This is a genomic window from Streptomyces sp. NPDC003023, from assembly GCF_042888225.1.
GTDB lineage: Bacteria > Actinomycetota > Actinomycetes > Streptomycetales > Streptomycetaceae > Streptomyces.
Genome location: NZ_JBIAPL010000007.1, coordinates 370,965 through 392,968, shown reverse-complemented (window position 1 = coordinate 392,968; position 22,004 = coordinate 370,965). Strand labels below are relative to the sequence as shown.

Below are 22,004 nucleotides of genomic sequence, written 5' to 3'. Positions count from 1 at the left end.
CGCTGCGGAAACGTCCCTCTTTCCGGCGAAGCCCCGGCCCGTCACCGCCTCGGACGCTCCCGTACTGCGACCCTGCACCCATGGCGCAGATGGAACAGTTCGCGGTGCGGGCGGCCGACGGCCGGCCCGCGGTCGACTCCGTGGTGGAGCGGATGCACTCGCTGCGCTCCGCACTGCCCGCGACCGACGGGCTCGCCGTGTTCAACCGGGTCTACCTCGCGGTCACCGAGGAGTTCGGCCGGCATGTCGACGGCGGCCGGTTCCCCGACCGGCGGGCCGCCGCCACACTCGGCGTGCTGTTCGCGCACCGCTATCTGGCGGCCGTGGACACCGCCGACGGTGGAGGACGTCCGCCCGCCTGCTGGCGGCCGCTGTTCCAGTTCCGCCGCCATCCCGGAGTGCGGCCGCTGCAGTTCGCGCTCGCCGGGATCAACGCTCACATCGGACACGACCTCGCCCTCGCGGTGGTGGACACCTGCCGCGCGCTCGGCTGTGAACCGGCCGACCTCGAGGGCGGCTTCGAGCGGGTCGGGGACATCCTCGTACTGCTCGAGGAACGCATCCGCGAGGATCTGATGCCCGGTCCCGACCTGCTCGACATCGCCGACCCGCTGACCCATCTGGTGGGTGCCTGGAGCCTGGAACGGGCCCGCGACGGCGCCTGGTCGGCGGCGCGCCTGTTGTGGGGCCTGCGGGACGTGCCCGGCCTGGCCGGGGAGTTCACCGAACGTCTGGACGCGGGTGTCGGCCTGGTCGGACGCTGTCTCCTCACACCCTGTCGGTGAACTCCCGGCGCGGCGGCGTCAGTCCTCGGGCAGCTCGACGGGCGCGATCTCGTCGTACAGGTCGCCGGGGCCCGGGTTCGACGGGTCGGTCGTGCCGCCGAAGTGGGCCATCACACCCCACACCGCGTTGAGCGCGGTCTGCACGGCGCCCTCGGCCCAGCCCGCCGTCCACGAGATGTCGTCGCCGGCGAGGAAGATGCCGCGCTTGTCCTCGGGCAGCCGGTCCTGCATGAAGTGGGTGAACAGACGGCGCTGGTAGCGGTAGTGGCCGGGCAGGTTGGCCTTGAACGCGCCCATGAAGTACGGCTCGTTCTCCCACGACACGGTCACCGGGTTGCCGATGACGTGGCTGCGGATGTCGACGTTCGGGTAGATCTCGCCCAGCGACTTGAGCATGACCTCCATCCGCTCGTTCGCGGACAGCGGCAGCCACTTCAGGCTGTCGTCGCACCAGGTGTACGACAGGCAGATCACGGCCGGCTTGTCCGGTCCGTTGTCCAGCAGGTACGTGCCACGGGTCATCCGGTCGGTCAGCGTCATCGACATGGTGTCGCGCCCGGTCGACTCGTCCTTGTCCAGCCAGAACGGCCGGTCCACCGGCACGAACAGCTTGGAGGACTCCATGTAGTGGGTGCGCTCCATCGCCGTCCAGTGGTCGATGGGGAACAGCGCGTCGTCACAGGCGATCTTGGAGAGCAGCATCCACGACTGGGCCGTGAAGATCGCGGCACCGTACGTACGGATGTCGCCGGACGCGTCGGTGACCGTGATCCGGTTGCCGGCCGTGCGGTTCAGCCGGGTGACCGCGGGGCGGGGAGCGCCGTCGTGCAGCGAGGACAGCGAGGTGCCGAGCGGCCAGTGGACGATCTTCTGCGGCTCCCGCTCCCACAGGCGCAGCGGCAGCTGCTGGCTGCCCTCGACGATGCCGCGGTGGTGGTCGTCGGCCTCCGAGTAGACGACCCGCAGGATCTCCAGGATGGAGTTGGGGAAGTCGGTGTCCCAGCCGCCGGTGCCGAAGCCGACCTGGCCGAAGATCTCCCGGTGACGGAAGGACTTGAAGGACTCGGAGTCGCAGAGGAATCCGTAGAAGGTCTGGTTGTCGAGCTTCTCAACGAGCCCGGCCCAGATCTCGCGGATGCGCGGGACGTCGCGCTCGCGCATGGCCTGGTTCATGTCGGAGAAGTCGGCGCCCTCCTCCAGAGCGGCGTTCCACGCGTCCATCACGTCGCGGTAGACCTGCGGCAGGTCGTCGATGGTCTCCGCGTAGTGCGACTCGCCCTTGAGGTCGACGACGGTCGACGGGGTGGAGGGGGCGAGCGGGTTGGGGAACGGCGCGGTGGTCAGACCCACCAGGTCGATGTAGTGCTGGAGCGCCGTGGAGGAAGGCGGGAAGCGCATGGCGCCCATCTCGGCGGACAGTCCGTCCGTGCCGGTGCCCTCGAAGCCGACGGTGCGCAGCCGGCCGCCGATCCGGTCGGCCTCGTAGACGACGGGCCGCAGGCCCATCTTCATCAGCTCGTACGCGGCGACGATGCCGGAGAGGCCGCCGCCGATGACCGCGACCTCATTGCCGTGCTCGGTCGCGGGTATCTGGCCGATGCCGGCGGGGTGGGCCAGAAAGTCGTCGTAGGCGTACGGGAAGTCCGGACCGAACATGGTGATCGGCGGCTGCACGTCGCTGTGCTGGACGGCGGTGGTGGGCACCGTGGACGTCATGGGGTACGGACTCCTTGCACGGAACTGAACGAAGCGGGGGTGCGGGGGGAAAGCAGGTGGGATGTCAGCTCAGGGAGCCGTACAGCCCGGGGCGGCGGTCGCGCAGATACGGGTTGATCTCGCGGGAGGCGCCGAGCAGGACCGGGTCCACGTCGCCGATCACGAGTTCCTCACCGCGCCCGGCCCGGGTACGGACGGCGCCGTCGGGACTCGCGAGGCAGCTGAGGCCGGTGAACTCGTACTCGCCCTCCGTGCCGGTCCTGTTGGCGTAGGCGATGTAGAGCTGGCTCTCGAACGCCCGGACCGGGACGACGGACTCGGCCACGAACGGGAACGGGTGCATCAGCGCCGTGGGAACCAGCAGCAGGTCGGTGCCCGCGAGCGCGTGGGCCCTGACGTTCTCGGGGAACTCAACGTCGTAGCAGATCAGCATGCCGACGCGGACGCCGTCGAGGTCGGCCTGCACGACCGGCTCGTCGCCCGGGGTGAACCACCGCTGCTCGAATCCGCCGAAGAGATGCGTCTTGCGGTAGTTGGCGAGACGGCGGCCGGTCGCGTCGACCAGCTGGGCGGAGTTGTGAATCCTCCCCCGCTCCCCGGCCGGTGAGATCCCCGTCCCGCTGCCCTCGTCCGCGCGCTCGGGATAGCCGTAGTGGATCGCGATGCCGTGGCGTACGGCGATCTCCGAGACCGCCTGCGCGCCCGGCCCGTCGGCGGGCTCTGCCAGCACGGGGACGTCGTCACCGATCGCGTACCCGGTCAGGAACATCTCCGGGCAGACCAGCAGCCCGGCGCCCGCCTCGGCTGCCCGGCCCGCGGCCTCGTCCAGCACCTTCAGGTTCTCGGCGACCGAGCCCGGCCGGCCGGAACTCTGGAGCAGTGCGGTGCGCAGGGGCATGGGTGACCTCGGGCATGGGGCGGGTAATGGGAGACGCCTATGACGGTACGGTCCGGCGATCCGCCCGGACAAGGCGCGACCGTTGCGCGCGGATGGTCGATCCGTTGCGTCGTCGGGGCGGGGCCCGGCGATTCGTTGCACGGACCCCCGGCCACCTGCCGTCGGCACCCCTGAGTCGCACGCCGGCTACGACCGTGGGCGCACGCGGGGCGGGTCGCGTACCCGCCGCGGGGCGGAGCCGGATCACTCCCCGGCGCGACGTGCGGCGGGCGTGCGACCAGAAGAGTGGTGGTCGTCCGGTCGACACCCACCGAGGGGTCGGCCCCGAACGAGGGAACCTCATGAACCGTCCACTCCACCGCCGTACGAAGCTCACCGCTGTCGCCGCCGCACTGCTGATCACCGCGGGCGCGGCGGGTTCGGCCGTCGCGTCCGGCGAGTCGCGCACCAGCGGCAAGCCGCGCGAGGCGGCGGCCCTGACCGGCACCGCCAAGCTGTACCGGTCCCTCGGCGACGACATCACCTTCACCTTCGACGCGCACCTGGCGGCCGAGGACAAGGACGATCCGTCGAAGGCGACCGGTACGTTCCGGTTCAGCCACTACCTCGACGGGAAGGGTGCCTTCGCGGAGGCGGAGGTCGACTGCCTGGTCACCGGTGGGAAGGTCGCCGTCGTCTCCGGCGTGATCACGAAATCGGACAGGGAGGGAGCAGAGGGCAAGCGGGTCGGCGTCACGGTCCACGACGCGGGCCGAAAGGACCGGCTCGGCTACAGCTGGGCCTCCACCGGCAGCCCCGCGGCCACTCCGGATCTGCCCAAGTGCGTCAGCTCCGCGCCTTTCGAGAAGGTCAAGGCGGGCACCGGCGACTTCCATGTGCTGCCCTGGCAGCCGGCCCTCTAGGACCAGGGCCTCACGTCAGGACCATGGCCTCACGTTTTGATCAGGACCTCACGTTTTGATCAGGCCGGGCTGGCCTGCCCTGGCGCGCACGCGAGCCGGCCGGATCCGGCCCCTGGTCCGATCGAAGGACCCTAGGCCGGCGCCCCCGACGAGAAGCGCCGCAGCAGCGGCGACAGCACGAGCACGGACTTGGTGCGCTCCACGAACGGCTCCCCCGCGATCCGCTCCAGCACCCGCTCGAAGTGCCGCATGTCGGAGGCGAAGACCTGGACGATCGCGTCCGCCTCACCGGTCACGGTCGACGCGGAGGCGATCTCCGGGTACCGCTTCAGACCGCGCTCGATCGCCTCCGGCGACGTGTTGCGGCTGCAGTAGATCTCGATGAACCCCTCGGTCGCCCAGCCGAGTGCCTTCGGGTCGACCCGTACGGTGAAACCCGTGATGGCGCCTTCCGCCCGCAGCCGGTCCACCCGCCGCTTCACCGCCGGGGCGGAGAGTCCCACGATCGAGCCGATGTCGGCGAAGGAGCGGCGGGCGTCCTCCGCCAGTGCGTGGACGATGCGCTCGTCGAGGTCGTTCAGCAACTTTCACACCATGCTCGGTCCTTGCCGGGAAGCGACGGCTCCCCGGCAAGGACAGTATCCATCAGTGGGACGGGCGGACGTTTTCCCTCGCCGGTCGTCAGCGCAGTGCGGACCTGCGCACGCCGTAGCCGAAGTAGATCGCGAGGCCCACCGCCATCCACACCCCGAACACGATCCAGGTGATGGTGTCGAGGCTGAACATCATCCACACGCAGAAGATGAAGCCGATCACCGGGAACAGCGGTGACAGCGGCACCTTGAAGGTCCGCTTCATGTCGGGCCGGGTACGGCGCAGCACGATGACGGCCACGTTGACCAGGGCGAACGCGAACAGTGTGCCGATGCTGGTGGCGTCGGCCAGCCGTCCGAGCGGAACCGCGGCGGCGAGGACGCCGCAGAACAGCGACACGATCACGGTGTTGGCCCGGGGCGAGCCGGTCTTCGTGTGCACCCGCGAGAACACCTTGGGCACCAGGCCGTCGCGCGACATCGCGAACAGGATGCGGGTCTGCCCGTACAGCACGGTCAGGACGACGCTGGCGATCGCGATGACCGCGCCCGCGGCGAGCAGCACGGCCCAGAAGCTCTCGCCGGTGACGTCCTCCATGATCCCGGCCAGTGCGGCCTCCGACTCGCCGAAGCCCTCCCACGGGCGGGCGCCGACGGCGACGGCCGCGACCAGGACGTAGAGCACGGTGACGATCAGCAGCGACAGCATGATGGCGCGCGGCAGGTCCCGCTGGGGGTTCTTCGCCTCCTCACCGGCGGTGGAGGCGGCGTCGAAGCCGATGTACGAGAAGAACAGCGAGGCTCCGGCCGCACTGACGCCGGCCATGCCGAGCGGCATGAAGTTCTCGTAGTTGCCACTGCGGAAGCCCTGGACGCCGACGGCGCAGAACAGCACCAGCGCGGCGATCTTCACCACGACCATGACGGTGTTGGCACGGGCGCTCTCACGCGCCCCGCCGAGCAGGAAGACCATGGCGAGCAGCACCACGATCAGCGCGGGCAGGTTGAAGAACCCGCCGTCGCCGGGCGGCGCGGACAGCGCGTCGGGGATGGTGACGCCGATCGTGCCGGCGAGCAGTTCGTTGAGGTACTCGCCCCAGCCGACCGCCACGGCGGCGACGGAGACCCCGTACTCGAGGATCAGGCACCAGCCGCAGACCCAGGCGACGAGTTCGCCCATGGTGGCGTAGGCGTACGAGTAGGAGGAGCCGGCGACGGGGATCGTGCCCGCCAGTTCCGCGTAGGAGAGGGCGGAGAACAGCGCGGTCAGGCCGGCGATCACGAACGCGACCGTGACGGCGGGACCGGCCTTGGGAACGGCCTCGCCGAGGACGACGAAGATTCCGGTGCCGAGCGTCGCGCCGATGCTGATCATGGTCAGCTGCCACATGGACAGCGAACGGCGCAGCGCGCCGCCCTCGCCCTGCCCGCCTTCCGCGACCAGGCGTTCGACCGGCTTGCGCCGCATCAGCCGGGCGCCGACGCTCCGGGGCCTGTCCGGCGACGGCTCGGTCATGGGTGGCGCTGCGCCTTGGTCCGGCACGTCGGGGCTCCTTCATCGCTGCGGGTCGACGGGGACGGCCACGCGGCGGCCCACGGACATGCGGAAGAAGCCCGCGCATGGGTGAGGGAACCGCCGAGCAGACGGCCACCGCCACTCCTGGTACGGGGGTCGAGCCTACGAGTCCGCTGGTCACAGCCGTAATGCATCGTTGTTGCGCATGAGTGGACGATCATTGCGTGCTCCGGGGAGGCACGGGGAAACATTGCGCCCCGGCGCGCGACGGCGTCGCGGGCGTCACGACCCGGCGCATGGGGGCGCCGGGAACAGGACGCGGCCGGTTCGCGACATTGATACTTGCGCGACTTCTGGGTAAGCGAGCCTTGATGAACGCGCAGCCGCAGGTGGTGATCGAGGAATCACCGCACGAGGAGAGCAGACACAGCGCGGGGGCCCGTACGGCCACCGCGGACTTTCTGGTGCAGCACTGCCCGTGGGTGGACCCGGACGCGGTGCTGCTCGTCGTCTCCGAACTCGTCACCAACGCCGTGCGCCACACCGCGGCCGGGTGGTGGCGGCTGCGTCTGACCGCGGGGCACGACACCCTGCTCGTGCAGATGGACGACTCGAGCCCGCTGCCTCCGATCGCCCGCGAACCCGACTTCGCGGGCGGCGGCGGATTCGGCTGGCACATGGTGCAGCGGCTCGCCGGCCGGGTCGAGGTCCGTCAGCTTCCGTACGGAAAGAGCATTCGGGCGACGTGGGTGCGGCAGCCACTCGCCCCGTCCCCCGCCTGACCGGGTCCCACAGCCAGCCAGGTCCCACAGCCGACCGGGTCCCACAGCCGACCGGCGCTTCCCGGTCCGAGGTGACTCACGGGTCGCCGGGCCTTCGGCGGCTGGAGCGCACGGAGCACGGAGCCGGCGGAGGAAACAGAAGCGGCGTCCCGGTCGACCAGGACGCCGCTTCTGCCCGTGGGGGGCTTCGGTCTTGAAAACATGCGCACGGGAGTGCGTCGCGAGGCGTCAGCCACGGCACCGGCAAGGGGCCGCCGGAGCGCCCGCGGGGCCCGGCGGAAGGCCCCGCGGTGGTACGCCTCGTCACTCCACCACGAGCAGTCCTTCGCGCAGCCGGCCGGTGATCCGCGACAGCAGCCGGGAGACGTGCATCTGGGACACACCCAGCTCCACGCCGATCTCCGACTGCGTCATCTCCTCGCCGAACCGCATCTGCAGGATGCGCCGGTCGCGGTCGTCGAGCTCCTCGATCAGCGGCTTGAGCGCCTGCACGTTCTCCGCGGTCTCCAACTCGGCGTCCGGTGCGCCCAGCCGGTCGGACAGCGGCACCGCCGTGTGGTCGGAGGCGTCGTCCATCGGCATGTCGATGGAGCCCGCCGTGTACCCGTTGCTCGCGACCACACCCTCGATGATCTCTTCCTCGTCCAGACCGAGGTGCTCCGCGAGTTCCGCGGTGGTGGGTGTGTGGTCCAGCTTCTGGGAGAGCTCGTCGACGGCCTTGGCGAGGTCTATCCGCAGCTCCTGGAGCCTGCGCGGCACATGCACGGCCCAGCTGGTGTCACGGAAGAAGCGCTTGATCTCCCCGACGATGTAGGGGACGGCGAACGTCGCGAACTCCACCTCGCGGCTCAGCTCGAACCGGTCGATGGCCTTTATCAGGCCGATCGTGCCGACCTGGACGATGTCCTCCATCTGTTCCGCACGGTTGCGAAAGCGGCCCGCGGCGTACTTCACGAGGGCCAGGTTGAGCTCGATCAGGGTGTTGCGCACGTACTGGTGCTCGTGGGTTCCTTCTTCGAGGGAAGCGAGCCGCACGAAGAAGACCTTCGAAATCTCACGTGCGTCCTTGGGTGCAACCTCCCCCGGGTTCTGCACGTCCGGGAGATCCAGCGCCGCCGGTTCCGGGCGCGCTGCTCCAGGCTGCGTGAGTTCGGTCGGGACCGTGCTCGCCGTGGACACTTCGTCCTCCCCTGCTCCGATGTCAGTGCGAAGACGCGCCTACCCGCGTTCCTTCAGCACATGCGCCGAATGTCGAGTTGGCCGAAAACGACGAGGTCCGGCCCGCCACTCCTGTGACGGGCCGGACGAGGTGACTGCGGGTCAGCTCCAGCTGGCGTGCAGCGGCTTGCCCTCGGCGTAGCCGGCGGCGCTCTGGATACCGACGATCGCGTTCTTCGCGAACTCGTCGAGTGAGCCCGCCCCCGCGTACGTGCAGGAGGAACGGACGCCCGCGATGATCGAGTCGATCAGGTCCTCGACTCCCGGACGGCTGGGGTCGAGGAACATCCGCGAGTGCGAGATTCCCTCCTCGAACACGGCCTTGCGGGCGCGGTCGTAGGCCGACTCCTCGCTGGTGCGGTTGCGCACGGCACGGGCGGAGGCCATACCGAAGGACTCCTTGTAGAACCGGCCGTCGGGGGCCTGCTGGAGGTCGCCGGGGGACTCGTACGTCCCGGCGAACCAGGAGCCGATCATGACGTTGGACGCGCCGGCGGCCAGTGCCATCGCCACGTCGCGCGGGTGACGGACACCGCCGTCGGCCCACACGTGCTTGCCGAACTTCCTGGCCTCCGTGGCGCACTCGAGGACGGCCGAGAACTGCGGGCGGCCCACGCCGGTCATCATGCGGGTGGTGCACATGGCACCGGGGCCCACTCCGACCTTGACGATGTCCGCCCCGGCCTCGATCAGGTCCCGCACACCCTCGGCGGCGACGATGTTCCCCGCGGCGATCGGCACCTTCGGGTCGAGCGCCCGGACGGCCTTGACCGCGCTGATCATCGACTCCTGGTGGCCGTGCGCCGTGTCGACGACGAGCGTGTCGACGCCCGCGTCGAGCAACTGCCCGGCCTTGCCCGCCACATCGCCGTTGATGCCGACGGCGGCGGCGACGCGCAGCTTTCCGTGGGCGTCGACGGCGGGCGTGTAGAGGGTCGCGCGCAGCGCGCCCTTCCGCGTGAGCACTCCGGCCAGCCTGCCGTCGCCGTCGACGGCCGGTGCGTAACGCCGGTTGGCGCCGTCGAGGGTGTTGAACGCCTCGCGCGGGTCGATGTCCGCGTCGAGCAGCAGGAGGTCCTTCGACATGACCTCGGACAGCTGGGTGAAGCGGTCGACTCCGGCAAGGTCGTGGTCGGTGACGATGCCGACGGGCCTGCGGTCCGCGTCCACGACGACACCGGCGCCGTGCGCACGCTTGGGCAGCAGGGACAGCGCGTCGGCGACGGTCTGGTGGGGCTCGAGGACGATCGGGGTGTCGAGTACGTGGTGCCGCGTCTTCACCCAGGAGATGACGTCGGTGACGACCTCCATCGGGATGTCCTGCGGAATGACGACGAGCCCGCCGCGACGTGCGACGGTCTCGGCCATCCGGCGGCCGGCGATGGCGGTCATGTTGGCCACGACCAGCGGCACGGTCGTACCGGTCCCGTCCGGGGAGGAGAGGTCCACGCCCTGCCGCGAGCCGACGGCCGAACGGCTCGGCACCATGAAGACGTCGTCGTACGTCAGGTCGTACGGGGGCTTGATGTCATTGAGGAAACGCACGTGCTTAACATCCCAGTCGATCGGAGTCGGCCCCCCGGCGATGCGGCCGGAGGAAAACGCACGTACTTCATTCTCCCATGCCGATCCCCTTGACCGGTCCGGGACAATCGTCCAGGTCAGCGGTGGTGCTCCGGTGTGATCGTACAAACGCCGCCGACGGCTCGGCCGAGCACCCCTACCGTCCCGAGGCGATGCCCTGGTCGTCCGGGTCGGCACGCTCGAGGGCGGGCCGCGGGTTGGGGTCGGCGGCGAGCAGGAGGTCGGCCGCCGCCGTGTCCGTCACCAGGCTGGTGACCAGGCCGGAGCGGAGCACGGCGTTGATGGCCTCCGCCTTGCGGGGGCCGCCGGCGATGGCGACGACCTCGGGGATGCGCCGCAGCCGGTCGGCCTCGACCGTGATGCAGCGCTCGCCGAGGTCACGGCCGACCCGGCGGCCCTGGGCGTCGAAGAGGTGCGCCGACATCTCCGCGGCCACACCGAGGGAGGCGTAGTGGGAGCGCTCCTCGTCGGAGAGCATGTCGTGCACCGTGGAGATGCCGGGCTCCCAGGAGCCGATCGAGACGCACGCGACGGTGACCTTGTCGAAGTACTCGAAGGCCCGCGCGATGCCCGTCTGGTTGCGCAGTGCCGCCGCGGTCGCGGGGTCGGGCAGCAGCATGGGGGCGTAGATGGGGTGGGCCTCGCCACCCGACACCTGGGCCGCTCTTCGAACCGCCTCGACCGAGCCGCGCTCGGCGGTGCCCGCGTCGTACACGCCGGTGAGCTGGACGACGGTGCACGGGGGCAGCCGGTCGAGGGCCGCGGCCATGTGGATGGTCGAGCGGCCCCAGGCCAGGCCCAGTACGTCGCCCTCCGCCACCAGCTCGCCGAGCAGGTCGGCGGCGACTTCACCAAGGTTCTCCGGGTCCGGCGACTCGTCCGCGCCCTCCGACGGGGACTCGACGACGACCGCGTGCCGCAGACCGTAGTGGGCGCGCAGCGCGTCGGAGCGCTCGGCGTCCAGTTCGGCGGGGACACGGATCTCGATCCGGACGAGATCACGCTCGAGCGCCGTCTCCAGGACCCTCGCCACCTTGAAGCGGCTGACGCCGAACTCCTCAGCGATCTGGATCTTGGATTTGCCCTCGAGATAGAAGCGACGGGCCATGGCCGCCGCCTGCACAAGCTCAGCGGGCCCCATCCGCAGGGCAGACCGTCCCGCCGACCTAGCAGACACCGCGATCTCCTCACTGCTGTTCATGCCGTACACACGCAAACCCTGTACACACTCCGGATCCGCCATCCTGTCAGATCCGGCCGTCCTTGATCAGCCCTGCCGGGCCAACATCGGTTGAACAAGCACCGCCGACGCGGGCTTCGCTCAGTGGCCGCAGGCCCATGGCGCGGAGGCCGTCACCGCCGCGGCCCGCTCACGCAGCATCCGCACCGCCGCGGCCGGGTCGTCCGCGCTGTAGACGGCCGATCCCGCCACGAACACGTCCGCGCCGGCCTCGGCGCACCGCTCGATGGTCGACGCCGACACCCCGCCGTCGACCTGCAGCCACAGCTGCAGACCGTGCTTGGAGATGAGCTCCCGGGTGCGGCGGATCTTCGGCAGCATGATGTCGAGGAACGCCTGCCCGCCGAAGCCCGGTTCCACGGTCATGATCAGGAGCATGTCGAGTTCGGACAACAGGTCCTCGTACGGCTCGATGGGCGTGGCCGGCTTGAGTGCCATCGAGGCCCGCGCGCCCTTCGCCCGGATCTCACGCGCCAGACGCACGGGCGCGGCCGCGGCCTCGACGTGGAAGGTGACGGAACCGGCGCCGGCCTCGACGTACTGAGGGGCCCAGCGGTCCGGGTTCTCGATCATCAGATGGCAGTCCAGCGGGGTGTCCGTCGCTTTCGCGAGCGACTCGACGATCGGCACACCCAGGGTGAGGTTGGGCACGAAGTGGTTGTCCATCACGTCGACGTGGAGCCAGTCGGCGCCCTCGACAGCCTTCGCCTCGTCCGCGAGGCGAGCGAAGTCCGCGGAGAGGATGCTGGGGTTGATCTGAACGGCCATGGCCCAAGCCTGCCATGCCCTCGGACACTTCCCCTCCTCGGGACGGCACTCGGTACGGACCAAGTGCTCGCCGGACCGCCACAGTCCGCCGCAATCCCGGTGATTTCGTCGGCGACGATTCGGCCATGGGTCCGTCGGGGCGGACGGGGAGCGGGATCCGGCGCCGCGGCAGGCGGCCCGGCAGCCTGCCGCGGCGGACCGCCCAGGGTCCTCCGCCCGGATCAGGCCGTCCAACGACCGGGGGTCCCGCACGGCCGTCGGGTGCGGGGGAGGGTCCGGTGGGTGCGGCCGGAGGGCGGAGGGAGCGCCTCCCGTGCGGAGGGCACGGGAGGCCATGGAGAGCCGACGACCGACGGCGAAGCGGCATGGGGCGGTTCCCGCGCGTCCCCGCCGGGACGCGCGAGCCGGGCGTGATCCGAACCAGAGTCCCTAGGCCGTGCGTCGCAGCAGCGCCAGGTACATCGCGTCCGTGCCGTGCAGATGCGGCCACAGCTGGACGTCGGGACCGTCGCCGAGGGCCGGGACGCCGGGCATCAGCGGCCGGGCGTCCACCCACTCCGCCGCGGCGGCGGGGCCACCCCGCCCGCGCAGGACGTCTTCCACGACGACGCGGGTCTCCGCGAGATGCGGGGAGCAGGTCGCGTATCCCACCACGCCGCCGACCCTGACGGCCTTCAGCGCCTCACGCAGCAACTCCCTCTGGAGCGGTGCGAAGCCCTCCAGGTCCTCCGGGCGGCGGCGCCAGCGGGCCTCCGGGCGGCGGCGGAGGGCACCGAGTCCCGAGCAGGGGACGTCGACGAGCACCCGGTCGAATACGCCCTCGCGCCACGGCGGACGCGTGCCGTCGGCCGAGATCACCTGGTACGGGCCGGGGTTTCCCGACAGGGCCCGCTCGACCAGCCGCGCACGGTGCGGCTGCTTCTCCGAGGCCAGCAGGGCCGCGCCGCGGCCGGCCGCCAGGGCCCCGAGCAGCGCCGCTTTGCCGCCGGGCCCCGCGCAGCCGTCGAGCCACCGCTCGTCGCTGCCCTCCAGCGGCGCGTTCGCGAGGGCGACGGCCACCAGCTGGCTGCCCTCGTCCTGGACGCCGGCCCGTCCGTCCCGCACGGCGTCGATGGCGCCGGGTTCGCCGCCCTCGGCGAGCCGGACGGCGTACGGCGACCAGCGTCCCGGCAGGGCCGAGTCCTCCCCCAGCACCTCCAGCAGCTCGCCGGTGGTCGAACGCCCGGGGCGTGCCACGAGCGTCACCTCGGGCCGTTCGTTGTCGGCCTCCAGCAGGTCCTCGATGCCCGCACGGCCTCCGCCGAGCGAGTCCCACAGAGCGGAGACGACCCACCGGGGGTGCGAGTGGACGACCGCGAGGTGGTCCTCCGCGTCCTCGTCGTACGGAGGCGCGACCCGCTCGAGCCAGGCGTCCAGATCGTGCTGGGAGATCTTGCGCAGCACGGCGTTCACGAACTTCGCCCGCCCGTCGCCGAGCACGACCCGGGCCAGTTCCACGCTCGCGGAGACGGCCGCGTGCGTCGGGATGCGAGTCCCCAGCAGCTGGTGCGCACCCAGGGCGAGCACGTCCAGCACGGGCGGGTCGACCTCGCGCAGCGGCCGGTCGATGCAGGCCGCGATGATCGCGTCGTACGTGCCCTGGCGACGCAGCGTCCCGTACACCAGCTCCGTCGCCAGCGCCGCGTCACGCCCGTCGAAGTCGTCCTTCTCGCGCGCCTTCTTCAGCAGCGGCGGCAGGACGAGGTTGGCGTACGCGTCCCTCTCGTCGACGGCCCGCAGCGCCTCGAAGGCGAGGATCCGCACGGGATCCTTCTTGGGGCGGCGGTGCGGCTTGGGGGGACGGCGACGGGACTGCTCACTCAAAAGGTGCTCCGCGTTAGAGAAGTGCTGATCTCCCTCAGCCTACGGCCGGTGCGCCCACCCGCTCGCCCGGGGCGATCCGGACGCCGCGCGCCCAGTCCGCCGCCCGCATCGGCTTCTTGCCCTGCGGCTGCACCCACAGCAGCTCGACGGCATGGGACCCGGTCCCCACATGCACGTAGTTCTTGCCCGTGTCGAGCTCGCCCGCCTCCAGGTCCTTGCGGTCCGGCAGCAGGCCGACCTGTACGAGCTTGAGGCGCTCGCCCCGGAAGGCCGTCCACGCTCCCGGCGCGGGAGTGCAGCCCCGGACGACCCGGTCGACGCGGAGCGCGGGGGCGGACCAGTCGACGTGGGCGTCCTCGACGGTGATCTTGGGCGCGAGGGTGATGCCCTCCGCGGGCTGCGGTACGGCGTGCAGGGTGCCGTCCTCGATGCCGTCCATGGTCGCCGCGAGCAGTCCGGCCCCGGCGAAGGCCAGCCGGGTCAGCAGGTCGCCGCTGGTGTCCGTGTGACGGACGGGCTCGGTGATCACCCCGTACACCGGTCCGGAGTCGAGCCCCTCCTCGATCTGGAACGTCGCGGCGCCCGTCATCTCGTCACCGGCCAGGATCGCGTGCTGCACGGGTGCGGCGCCCCGCCAGGCCGGCAGCAGCGAGAAGTGCAGGTTCACCCAGCCACGCGCCGGCACGTCGAGAGCCACCTTGGGGAGCAGCGCGCCGTAGGCGACGACCGGGCAGCAGTCCGGTGCGATCTCCCGGAGCCGCGCCAGGAACTCCTCGTCTCGCGGCTTCACCGGCTTGAGCACCTCGATCCCGGCTTCCGCGGCGCGCTCCGCGACCGGGCTGGCGACCAGCCGCCGGCCGCGGCCCGCGGGCGCGTCCGGCCGGGTGACGACCGCGGCGACCTCGTGCCGGTCGGAGGCGATCAGGGCGTCCAGGGCGGGAACGGCGACCTCGGGGGTACCTGCGAAGACGAGCTTCATCGGTGGCTGACTGCCTCTCAGACTGGGACGTGCGGTGACGAGCAGCACACCAGTCTATGAGCCCCGGGATCAGGGGGCGTACGGGTGACCGTGCGCCCCGCGCACATGCGCATACGCCCCGAAGCGTGACCAGACCGGCCGCCGACGCGTTGGTCAAGAGAGATTGACCCTTTTAATCGCCGGTTCGAGAGGCTTGTCAATGGCCGACCACGCAACCCACGACGCCCAAGCCCGGGCGAGCCTGCACCTGTTGGTACGGGACATCGAGCGGGTCCGCCGGCAGGTGGACGCGCTGCGCACGCTCACCGCCCAGTTGGGGAACGTCTACCGCCCGCGCCGCTCCGGCCCTTCCACGGGCTTCGTCGTCTACGGCAGGGCGCCCGCCCCGACCGTCCGCCTCGCGCAGGAACTGCGGGACAGCGTCGAGACGCTGGTGACCGCGGCCGTGGACTTCGACCGCTCCCTCGGCTTCTCCTGGGACGCCGTCGGCTCGGCGCTGGGGGTCACCAAGCAGGCGGTCCACCGTCGCTACGGCTCGCGGCGGCAGGCGTCCACATCCGCCGCGGAGGCGGAGTCCGAGGCTTCCGCGGTGACCCGCACTCTCCCGCCGCCCGGCCTGGCCGCGGTCCCGGCGGCGCGCTCGATGCCGCCCCAGACGGCGGACCCCCGGCCCAGCGCGTTCCCGGCGCCCCGCAACGGCTGACCTGCCCCCTGGGGGGGCGGCGGACCGGGCCACGTCCTCGGGCCGGGCCCGGTCCGGTGTGCTCGGCGTCCGGGTACGTTTCCCGGCGGCCCGGCTTCGGCGTCTCGGACAGGGTCCGGTGGGTGCGCGGCGCCGGGCAGGGCCCGGTCCGTGTTGCTTGGTGTCCGGGTGCGGTTCCGGGCGTTGCCCGGTCTTTGCGCGTCTCGGGCGGGGCCCGGTCCGTTGGCCTTGGTGTCCGGGGGCCGCTCCGGGGGCATGTCCGGGACTGCTTTCCCGAGCCTGCCTCCCCCTGGGCTCACGACGCCTTACGTCCCGAACACGCCCCCTGCGCGTCCCCCTCCCCCCGGCTCACGCCCCTCGCCCCCGCCGCACCCCAGGCCGACGGGGCCCCCGCCGGAGGGCTGGTGCGGCCCCGTGTGCGACCCGGCTGCCGCGAGCGTCAGCGAGCTCAGCCGATGTCGGGCGGGTCGATACGGATGCGCACCTGGTCCTGGCCGCCCCGCGCCAAGCGGCCCGCCTGGGCCGACTTGAGCGCGGCGGCCAGCGCCGCGCCCCTGCCCGGCGGCACCCGCAGCAGCGCGCGTTCCCAGCGCTCCCCCGCGACGGGACGGGCCGGGCCCTCCACCGGTACGGGCCCCAGTACCTCCGCCTCCTCCGGGAGCTCCATGCCGTCCAGGAACGCGGTCACAGCGGCTGCCCGCCCCGTCACCTCTGCCATCCGCGACACGGGCGGGAAGCCGAGCTCGGCCCGTTCCGCCAGCTCCCGCACCGCGTGTCCGACCGGGTCCCACCGCACGAGCGCCTGAACCGCGCGCAGTGTCGGCTCTGCTACCACCACGACGATGCCGCCCTCCGACTGCGGCCGGACCAGTGAGCCCGCCGCAATCCAGCGGCGCAGTGCCTCCTCGCCGGCCCGCAGGTCGGGCCGGCCGAGCATGGCCCAGCCGTCGAGGAGCAGGGCGGCCGCGTACCCGCCCTCGGCGACGGGCTCCGCGCCGGGCGTGGAGACGACGAGCGCGGGCCGGGCGGGCACGGAGTCCAGGATGTGGTCGCGGCCCGAGGTCCGCACCGGCACGGCGGGGAACGCGCGGCCCAGTTCCTCGGCCGTACGACGGGCGCCGACGATCTGCGCCCGCAGGCGGTTGGATCCGCAGGCCACGCAGTGCCATGCCTGCTCCTCGCGGCCGCACCAGCCGCACCGCAGGTCGTGCTCGTCGGGTGCCTCCAGGGGACCGGCGCAGTGGCGGCAGCGGGCGGGGGTCCGGCACCGCTCGCAGGCGAGCTTGGGTACGTAGCCGCGTCGGGGCACCTGGACGAGTACGGGCCCGTCGGCGAGCCCGTCGCGTACGGCCTGCCAGGCGATGCTGGGCAGGCGCGCCGCGCGGGCGGCCTCGTCGCGGGCCAGGTCGTGGTCGCCGACGGTCCGTACCAGGGGCGCGTGTTCCCTGACCTGTGTCCGGTCGGCGACGAGGGGCGCCGCCCAGCCGCTCTCGACGAGCTGGGCGGCCTCGACGGTGCAGCTCGTGCTGCCCAGCAGGAACGCGCATCTGTCGTGGCCGGCCCGCAGCTCGAGTACCTCGCGGACGTGCGGGAAGGGTGCGTTGTCGTCGCTGTGGCTGGAGTCGCCGTCGTCCCAGACGGCGACCAGTCCGAGGTCCTGGACGGGCGCGAACATCGCGGCCCTGGTCCCCACGACCGCGCGGACGGATCCGCGCCGCACCGCGAGCCATTGGCGGTACCGCTTCTCGGGGCCCGACTCGGCGGTCAGCAGGGCGTGCCGTCCCTCGCCGAGCAGTGCGGTGAGGGCGGCGTCGACCCTGGCGGCCCGCCGACCGTCGGGAACGACGACGAGCGCGCCCCGTCCGGACGCGAGGGTCGCGGCCACCGCGCGGGCCAGTTCGTCGGGCCAGCGCGGCCCGGGCAGCGCGGTCCACACGGCCCGCGGGGCGCCTCCGGCCGCGAGGGACCCGAGGAAGGCCGGGCCCCGTCCGTACCGCTCCCAGGTGCCGGGATCGGGTGCGGGCGGCGGGGGCAGCGGGGCGGGCGAGGGCTTGGACTCGGCACGGCCGTTCCTCGGCGGGACGGCGAGCTGGAGCACGTCGGCGAGGCTGCCCGCGTAGCGGTCGGCGACGGCGCGGGCGAGGGAGAGGATCTCGGGGCTGAGCACCGGCTCCGGCGATACGACATAGGCGAGTGCGGCGAGCGCTCCCCCGTAGTCGGATTCGGCGCGCCGTTCCACGAGGAAGCCGTCGATGAGTCCGCCGCCCTCGCGGCGGCCGTCGCGGACCCGGTGCGCCCCCGCGCCGAAGCGCACCCGCACCCGCACCCCCGGTTGGGCGTCGGCGTCGAGCTCCTCGGGGACGGCGTAGTCGAAGTACTGGTCGAGGTGCAGTACGCCCTTGTTGACCACGACGCGGGCGACGGGCAGTTCCCCGGCGAGCGCCGCTCCGCGCCAGGTGCGCGGTTTGGCCTTGGGCGGTCTGGCCTTGCGGACGCTCTCACGGATGAGCGCAAGCTGCTCGGGCCCGTCGGCGGCGGGCTCTGGAGGCTGCCTGTCTTCACTGCTCACGGAAAGATCCTGCCAGAGACCACTGACAGCACCGGCCGCCGCACATGCGAGGGCCCGGACCGCTGACGGTCCGGGCCCTGGTGCAGGCGGAAGCCGCGGGTCTACAGGCCCGCCGCCGCGCGCAGCGCGTCCACCCGGTCGGTGCGCTCCCAGGTGAAGTCGGGCAGCTCGCGGCCGAAGTGGCCGTAGGCCGCGGTCTGGGCGTAGATGGGCCGCAGCAGGTCGAGGTCGCGGATGATCGCGGCCGGGCGGAGGTCGAAGACCTCGGCGATGGCCTGCTCGATCTTGTCCACCTCGACGGTCGCGGTGCCGAACGTCTCGACGAAGAGACCGACGGGCTCGGCCTTGCCGATGGCGTACGCGACCTGGACCTCGCAGCGTGCGGCGAGGCCGGCGGCGACCACGTTCTTGGCGACCCAGCGCATGGCATACGCGGCGGAGCGGTCGACCTTGGACGGGTCCTTGCCGGAGAACGCGCCGCCGCCGTGACGGGCCATGCCGCCGTACGTGTCGATGATGATCTTGCGGCCGGTGAGGCCGGCGTCGCCCATCGGGCCGCCGATCTCGAAGCGGCCGGTCGGGTTGACCAGCAGACGGTAGCCGTCGGTGTCGAGCTTGATGCCGTCCTCGACGAGCTGCTTCAGCACGTGCTCGACGACGAACTCGCGGATGTCGGGCGCGAGCAGCGAGTCCAGGTCGATGTCCGAGGCGTGCTGCGAGGAGACGACGACGGTGTCGAGCCGGACGGCCTTGTCGCCGTCGTACTCGATGGTGACCTGCGTCTTGCCGTCGGGGCGCAGGTAGGGGATGGTCCCGTTCTTGCGGACCTCCGACAGGCGGCGGGAGAGCCGGTGTGCCAGGTGGATGGGCAGCGGCATCAGCTCGGGCGTCTCGTCGCACGCGTAGCCGAACATCAGGCCCTGGTCGCCGGCGCCCTGCTTGTCGAGTTCGTCCTCGTCGCCCTCGACGCGCTTCTCGTAGGCCGTGTCGACACCCTGCGCGATGTCCGGGGACTGGGCGCCGATGGAGACGGAGACGCCGCAGGAGGCGCCGTCGAAGCCCTTCTTGGAGGAGTCGTAGCCGATCTCGAGGATCTTGCTGCGCACGAGGGTCGGGATGTCGGCGTACGCCTTGGTGGTCACCTCACCGGCCACATGCACCAGGCCGGTGGTGATCAAGGTCTCGACGGCGACCCGGGAGGTCGGGTCCTCCCGCAGGAGGGCGTCGAGAATCGTGTCGCTGATCTGGTCGGCGATCTTGTCGGGGTGACCCTCGGTCACGGACTCCGAGGTGAAGAGACGGCGGGACACATCGCTCCCTGGGGTTGCAGCGGCTGCTGGCTGATCATTGACGGACCGGCAGGGGGCTGCGCCCCGCGACGTTCCACGAACCAGTTTATCGGTCGCGCTCCGACACCGGACACCCCGTCTCGCAGGCTGGGAGTCCGCTGACCTGGGGCCACGGCCGAGACAGTACGACGATAGCGCCTGCGGACCGAGCGATTCGCCACATTTCGCGGGTTTCCGATGCCGGGGCGGCCCTCACGCGTCACCGCGCGTTCAGGAAGGGTTCTCACCGCAGACGCGGCGCGACCAGGTCCCACACCGTGTCCGCGAGGGCTTCCTTGGGACCGTACGGCACGGGGGTCTCACCGCCGTCGGCGGACAGCACGACCGCCTCGCTCTCCTCCGCCCCGAAGGTCTTGCGCTCCCCCACCTCGTTGACGACGAGGAGGTCGCAGCCCTTCCGGCGCAGCTTCTCCCGGCCGTTGGCGAGGACGTCGTCGGTCTCCGCGGCGAAGCCGACGATCACCTGCCCCGGCCGGGCACGCTCGGCGGAGATCTCGGCGAGGATGTCGGGGTTGCGGACCAGGGTCACGACGGGCGCCTCGACCCCGTCCTTCTTCTTGATCTTGCCCGGCGCGTAGTCGGCGGGGCGGAAGTCGGCGACGGCGGCCGCCATGACCACGGCGTCGGCGTCCGCGGCCGCCTTGAGCACGGCTTCGCGCAGCTGCACCGCCGTACCGACGCGGACGACGTCGACGCCGGCCGGGTCGGGCAGCCCGGTGCCGGCCTCGACGAGGGTGACGCGGGCGCCGCGGGCGGCCGCCGTACGGGCCAGTGCGTAGCCCTGCTTTCCGGAGGACCGGTTGCCGAGGTAGCGGACCGGGTCGAGGGGCTCACGGGTCCCGCCCGCGCTGACCACGACGTGGCGTCCGGCCAGATCGGGGGCCTCCACGCCGCGGGCGAGGACCCGGCGGCAGATCTCGAAGATCTCATTCGGGTCCGGCAGGCGGCCCTTGCCCGTGTCGACGCCGGTGAGCCGGCCCACGGCGGGCTCGATCACGACGGCCCCACGACGGCGCAGCGTGGCCACGTTCTCCCGGGTGGCCGGGTGCTCCCACATCTCGGTGTGCATCGCCGGGGCGAAGACGACCGGGCAGCGGGCCGTGAGCAGGGTGTTGGTCAGGAGGTCGTCGGCGAGGCCGTGGGCGGCCTTGGCGAGCATGTCGGCGGTGGCCGGGGCGACGACGACGAGGTCGGCGTGCTGGCCGATGCGTACGTGCGGGACCTCGTGGACGTCGGACCAGACCTCGGTCGAGACGGGGTTGCCGGACAGTGCCGACCAGGTCGCCTCGCCGACGAAGTGCAGCGCCGACGCGGTCGGCACGACCCGGACGTCGTGGCCGGACTCGGTGAGCCTGCGCAGCAGCTCGCACGCCTTGTAGGCGGCGATGCCCCCGCTGACCCCCAGAACGACCTTCGGCCTGCGTGCCGCGCCCAACGAGTCCACTGCGTCCACTGCGTCCACTGCGTCCACCACCGCGTCTCCCGCCTCCGTCGCGCCCACCGCGTCGCTGGGCCCGGATCCGTACGTCCTCATGCTGCATCACCCGCGAAGGAGCGTCTCGCGCGCCCCTCGATACACGCCACAGGCCCGGCGGAGATCCGCCGGGCCTGTGGTGAAGAGCTTCGTGCGCCTACTGGGCCGGGCCCTCGATGGCCTCGGAGGTCAGCAGACCCGCGTTGATCTCGCGCAGGGCGATCGAGAGCGGCTTCTCGTGGACGTGGGTGTCCACCAGCGGTCCGACGTACTCGAGCAGGCCCTCTCCGAGCTGCGAGTAGTACGCGTTGATCTGACGCGCGCGCTTGGCGGCGTAGATCACGAGGCTGTACTTCGAGTCGGTCGCCTCGAGCAGCTCGTCGATCGGAGGGTTGATGATGCCCTCGGGCGCGGTGATGGAAGAGGACACGCTATGCCTTCCGAAGAACTTGCAGAAAGATCGGACAAAAGATCAAACAACTGCCATCAAGGCTAGCAGCTCACGCGCCACGTCCTCGACGGAGGTGTTGACCAGAGTGGTGTCGAACTCCGGCTCCGCCGCGAGTTCCACCTTGGCGACCGTGAGCCGGCGCTCGATGACCTCCGGGGACTCGGTGCCGCGGCCGGTGAGGCGGCGGACCAGTTCGTCCCAGCTCGGCGGCGCCAGGAAGACCAGCTGGGCCTGCGGCATGGACTCCTTGACCTGCCGGGCGCCCTGCAGGTCGATCTCCAGCAGCACGGGCTCACCCGCCTCCAGGCGGTCGAGAACCGCGCGGCGGGGCGTGCCGTAGCGGTTGCCCGCGAACTCGGCCCACTCCAGCAGCTCGTCACCCGCGACCAGCTTGTCGAACTCGTCGTCGGTGACGAAGAAGTACTGGACACCGTGCTTCTCGCCGGGACGCGGCTTCCTGGTGGTTGCCGACACCGAGAGCCAGACCTCGGGGTGGACCTTGCGCATATGAGCGACGACCGTGCTCTTGCCGACCCCAGACGGGCCGGAGAGCACGGTCAGCCGCGGACGTACCTCTGCTGCCATGCAGCGATTATCCAGGTTCTCGGGAGTGC

At 71.6% G+C, this 22,004-nt stretch carries 19 protein-coding genes; 4 read left to right on the top strand and 15 right to left on the bottom strand.

Annotated elements, in window-relative coordinates; all coding sequences use genetic code 11:
• Window positions 1-80: 80 nt before the first annotated feature.
• Complete coding sequence (locus ACFYV1_RS24285; protein ID WP_389397632.1) at window positions 81-785, top strand: DUF5995 family protein; 705 nt, start codon at window positions 81-83, stop codon at window positions 783-785.
• Window positions 786-803: 18 nt separating this feature from the next.
• On the opposite strand, the gene ACFYV1_RS24280 is transcribed toward ACFYV1_RS24285, so the two are convergent.
• Together ACFYV1_RS24280 and ACFYV1_RS24275 are read right to left on the bottom strand one after the other, a co-directional pair.
• Complete coding sequence (locus tag ACFYV1_RS24280) at window positions 804-2,501, bottom strand: flavin monoamine oxidase family protein (RefSeq protein ID WP_389397631.1); 1,698 nt, start codon at window positions 2,499-2,501, stop codon at window positions 804-806.
• A gap of 64 nt (window positions 2,502-2,565) precedes the next feature.
• Window positions 2,566-3,399, bottom strand: coding sequence for a carbon-nitrogen hydrolase family protein (locus ACFYV1_RS24275; protein ID WP_389397630.1), 834 nt, complete (start codon window positions 3,397-3,399; stop codon window positions 2,566-2,568).
• A gap of 341 nt (window positions 3,400-3,740) precedes the next feature.
• Here ACFYV1_RS24275 and ACFYV1_RS24270 point away from each other — a divergent pair, with 341 nt between their 5' ends.
• The gene (locus ACFYV1_RS24270; RefSeq protein ID WP_389397629.1) at window positions 3,741-4,301 is read left to right on the top strand and encodes a Repetin; all 561 of its coding nucleotides are present in this window, start codon (window positions 3,741-3,743) and stop codon (window positions 4,299-4,301) included.
• Between the two features lie 131 nt (window positions 4,302-4,432).
• On the opposite strand, the gene ACFYV1_RS24265 is transcribed toward ACFYV1_RS24270, so the two are convergent.
• Both ACFYV1_RS24265 and ACFYV1_RS24260 read right to left on the bottom strand, forming a co-directional pair.
• Window positions 4,433-4,885 carry an Lrp/AsnC family transcriptional regulator gene (locus tag ACFYV1_RS24265; RefSeq protein ID WP_389397628.1) on the bottom strand — a complete coding sequence of 151 codons (453 nt, stop codon included), beginning with the start codon at window positions 4,883-4,885 and terminating at the stop codon, window positions 4,433-4,435.
• A gap of 97 nt (window positions 4,886-4,982) precedes the next feature.
• Window positions 4,983-6,437 carry an amino acid permease gene (locus ACFYV1_RS24260; protein ID WP_389397627.1) on the bottom strand — a complete coding sequence of 485 codons (1,455 nt, stop codon included), beginning with the start codon at window positions 6,435-6,437 and terminating at the stop codon, window positions 4,983-4,985.
• Between the two features lie 344 nt (window positions 6,438-6,781).
• Here ACFYV1_RS24260 and ACFYV1_RS24255 point away from each other — a divergent pair, with 344 nt between their 5' ends.
• The gene (locus ACFYV1_RS24255; protein ID WP_389397626.1) at window positions 6,782-7,192 is read left to right on the top strand and encodes an ATP-binding protein; all 411 of its coding nucleotides are present in this window, start codon (window positions 6,782-6,784) and stop codon (window positions 7,190-7,192) included.
• A 303-nt stretch (window positions 7,193-7,495) separates the two neighbouring features.
• Here ACFYV1_RS24255 and ACFYV1_RS24250 read toward each other — a convergent pair whose 3' ends face one another.
• From ACFYV1_RS24250 to fmt, 6 genes are all read right to left on the bottom strand, one after another.
• Window positions 7,496-8,371: an RNA polymerase sigma factor SigF gene (locus tag ACFYV1_RS24250; RefSeq protein ID WP_389397625.1), complete on the bottom strand. Its 876-nt coding sequence runs from the start codon at window positions 8,369-8,371 to the stop codon at window positions 7,496-7,498.
• Window positions 8,372-8,512: 141 nt separating this feature from the next.
• A complete protein-coding gene (locus tag ACFYV1_RS24245) occupies window positions 8,513-9,955 on the bottom strand; it encodes a GuaB1 family IMP dehydrogenase-related protein (protein ID WP_389397624.1) in 1,443 nt (480 codons plus the stop codon).
• Window positions 9,956-10,130: 175 nt separating this feature from the next.
• Window positions 10,131-11,195: a sugar-binding transcriptional regulator gene (locus ACFYV1_RS24240; RefSeq protein WP_389397623.1), complete on the bottom strand. Its 1,065-nt coding sequence runs from the start codon at window positions 11,193-11,195 to the stop codon at window positions 10,131-10,133.
• 120 nt (window positions 11,196-11,315) lie between these two features.
• Window positions 11,316-12,002 carry a ribulose-phosphate 3-epimerase gene (gene rpe, locus ACFYV1_RS24235; protein WP_389397622.1) on the bottom strand — a complete coding sequence of 229 codons (687 nt, stop codon included), beginning with the start codon at window positions 12,000-12,002 and terminating at the stop codon, window positions 11,316-11,318.
• Window positions 12,003-12,431: 429 nt separating this feature from the next.
• Window positions 12,432-13,865 (bottom strand): RsmB/NOP family class I SAM-dependent RNA methyltransferase, encoded by a 1,434-nt coding sequence (locus ACFYV1_RS24230; RefSeq protein WP_389397621.1) that lies wholly within the window; start codon window positions 13,863-13,865, stop codon window positions 12,432-12,434.
• A 34-nt stretch (window positions 13,866-13,899) separates the two neighbouring features.
• The gene (fmt, locus tag ACFYV1_RS24225; protein ID WP_389397620.1) at window positions 13,900-14,844 is read right to left on the bottom strand and encodes a methionyl-tRNA formyltransferase; all 945 of its coding nucleotides are present in this window, start codon (window positions 14,842-14,844) and stop codon (window positions 13,900-13,902) included.
• A 199-nt stretch (window positions 14,845-15,043) separates the two neighbouring features.
• On the opposite strand from fmt, the gene ACFYV1_RS24220 reads away from it, so the two are divergent.
• Complete coding sequence (locus ACFYV1_RS24220; RefSeq protein ID WP_389397619.1) at window positions 15,044-15,547, top strand: hypothetical protein; 504 nt, start codon at window positions 15,044-15,046, stop codon at window positions 15,545-15,547.
• A 448-nt stretch (window positions 15,548-15,995) separates the two neighbouring features.
• Here ACFYV1_RS24220 and ACFYV1_RS24215 read toward each other — a convergent pair whose 3' ends face one another.
• The 5 genes from ACFYV1_RS24215 to gmk form a co-directional block, all read right to left on the bottom strand.
• Window positions 15,996-18,116, bottom strand: coding sequence for a primosomal protein N' (locus tag ACFYV1_RS24215; protein WP_389397618.1), 2,121 nt, complete (start codon window positions 18,114-18,116; stop codon window positions 15,996-15,998).
• Between the two features lie 101 nt (window positions 18,117-18,217).
• Window positions 18,218-19,426 carry a methionine adenosyltransferase gene (gene metK / locus ACFYV1_RS24210; protein ID WP_389397617.1) on the bottom strand — a complete coding sequence of 403 codons (1,209 nt, stop codon included), beginning with the start codon at window positions 19,424-19,426 and terminating at the stop codon, window positions 18,218-18,220.
• Between the two features lie 262 nt (window positions 19,427-19,688).
• The gene (coaBC, locus tag ACFYV1_RS24205) at window positions 19,689-20,999 is read right to left on the bottom strand and encodes a bifunctional phosphopantothenoylcysteine decarboxylase/phosphopantothenate--cysteine ligase CoaBC (protein ID WP_389397616.1); all 1,311 of its coding nucleotides are present in this window, start codon (window positions 20,997-20,999) and stop codon (window positions 19,689-19,691) included.
• A gap of 97 nt (window positions 21,000-21,096) precedes the next feature.
• Window positions 21,097-21,369 (bottom strand): DNA-directed RNA polymerase subunit omega, encoded by a 273-nt coding sequence (rpoZ, locus tag ACFYV1_RS24200; RefSeq protein ID WP_005319902.1) that lies wholly within the window; start codon window positions 21,367-21,369, stop codon window positions 21,097-21,099.
• Between the two features lie 42 nt (window positions 21,370-21,411).
• Entirely contained in the window at window positions 21,412-21,975 is a 564-nt protein-coding gene (gene gmk, locus ACFYV1_RS24195) for a guanylate kinase (protein WP_389397615.1), read from the bottom strand.
• Window positions 21,976-22,004 lie beyond the last annotated feature (29 nt).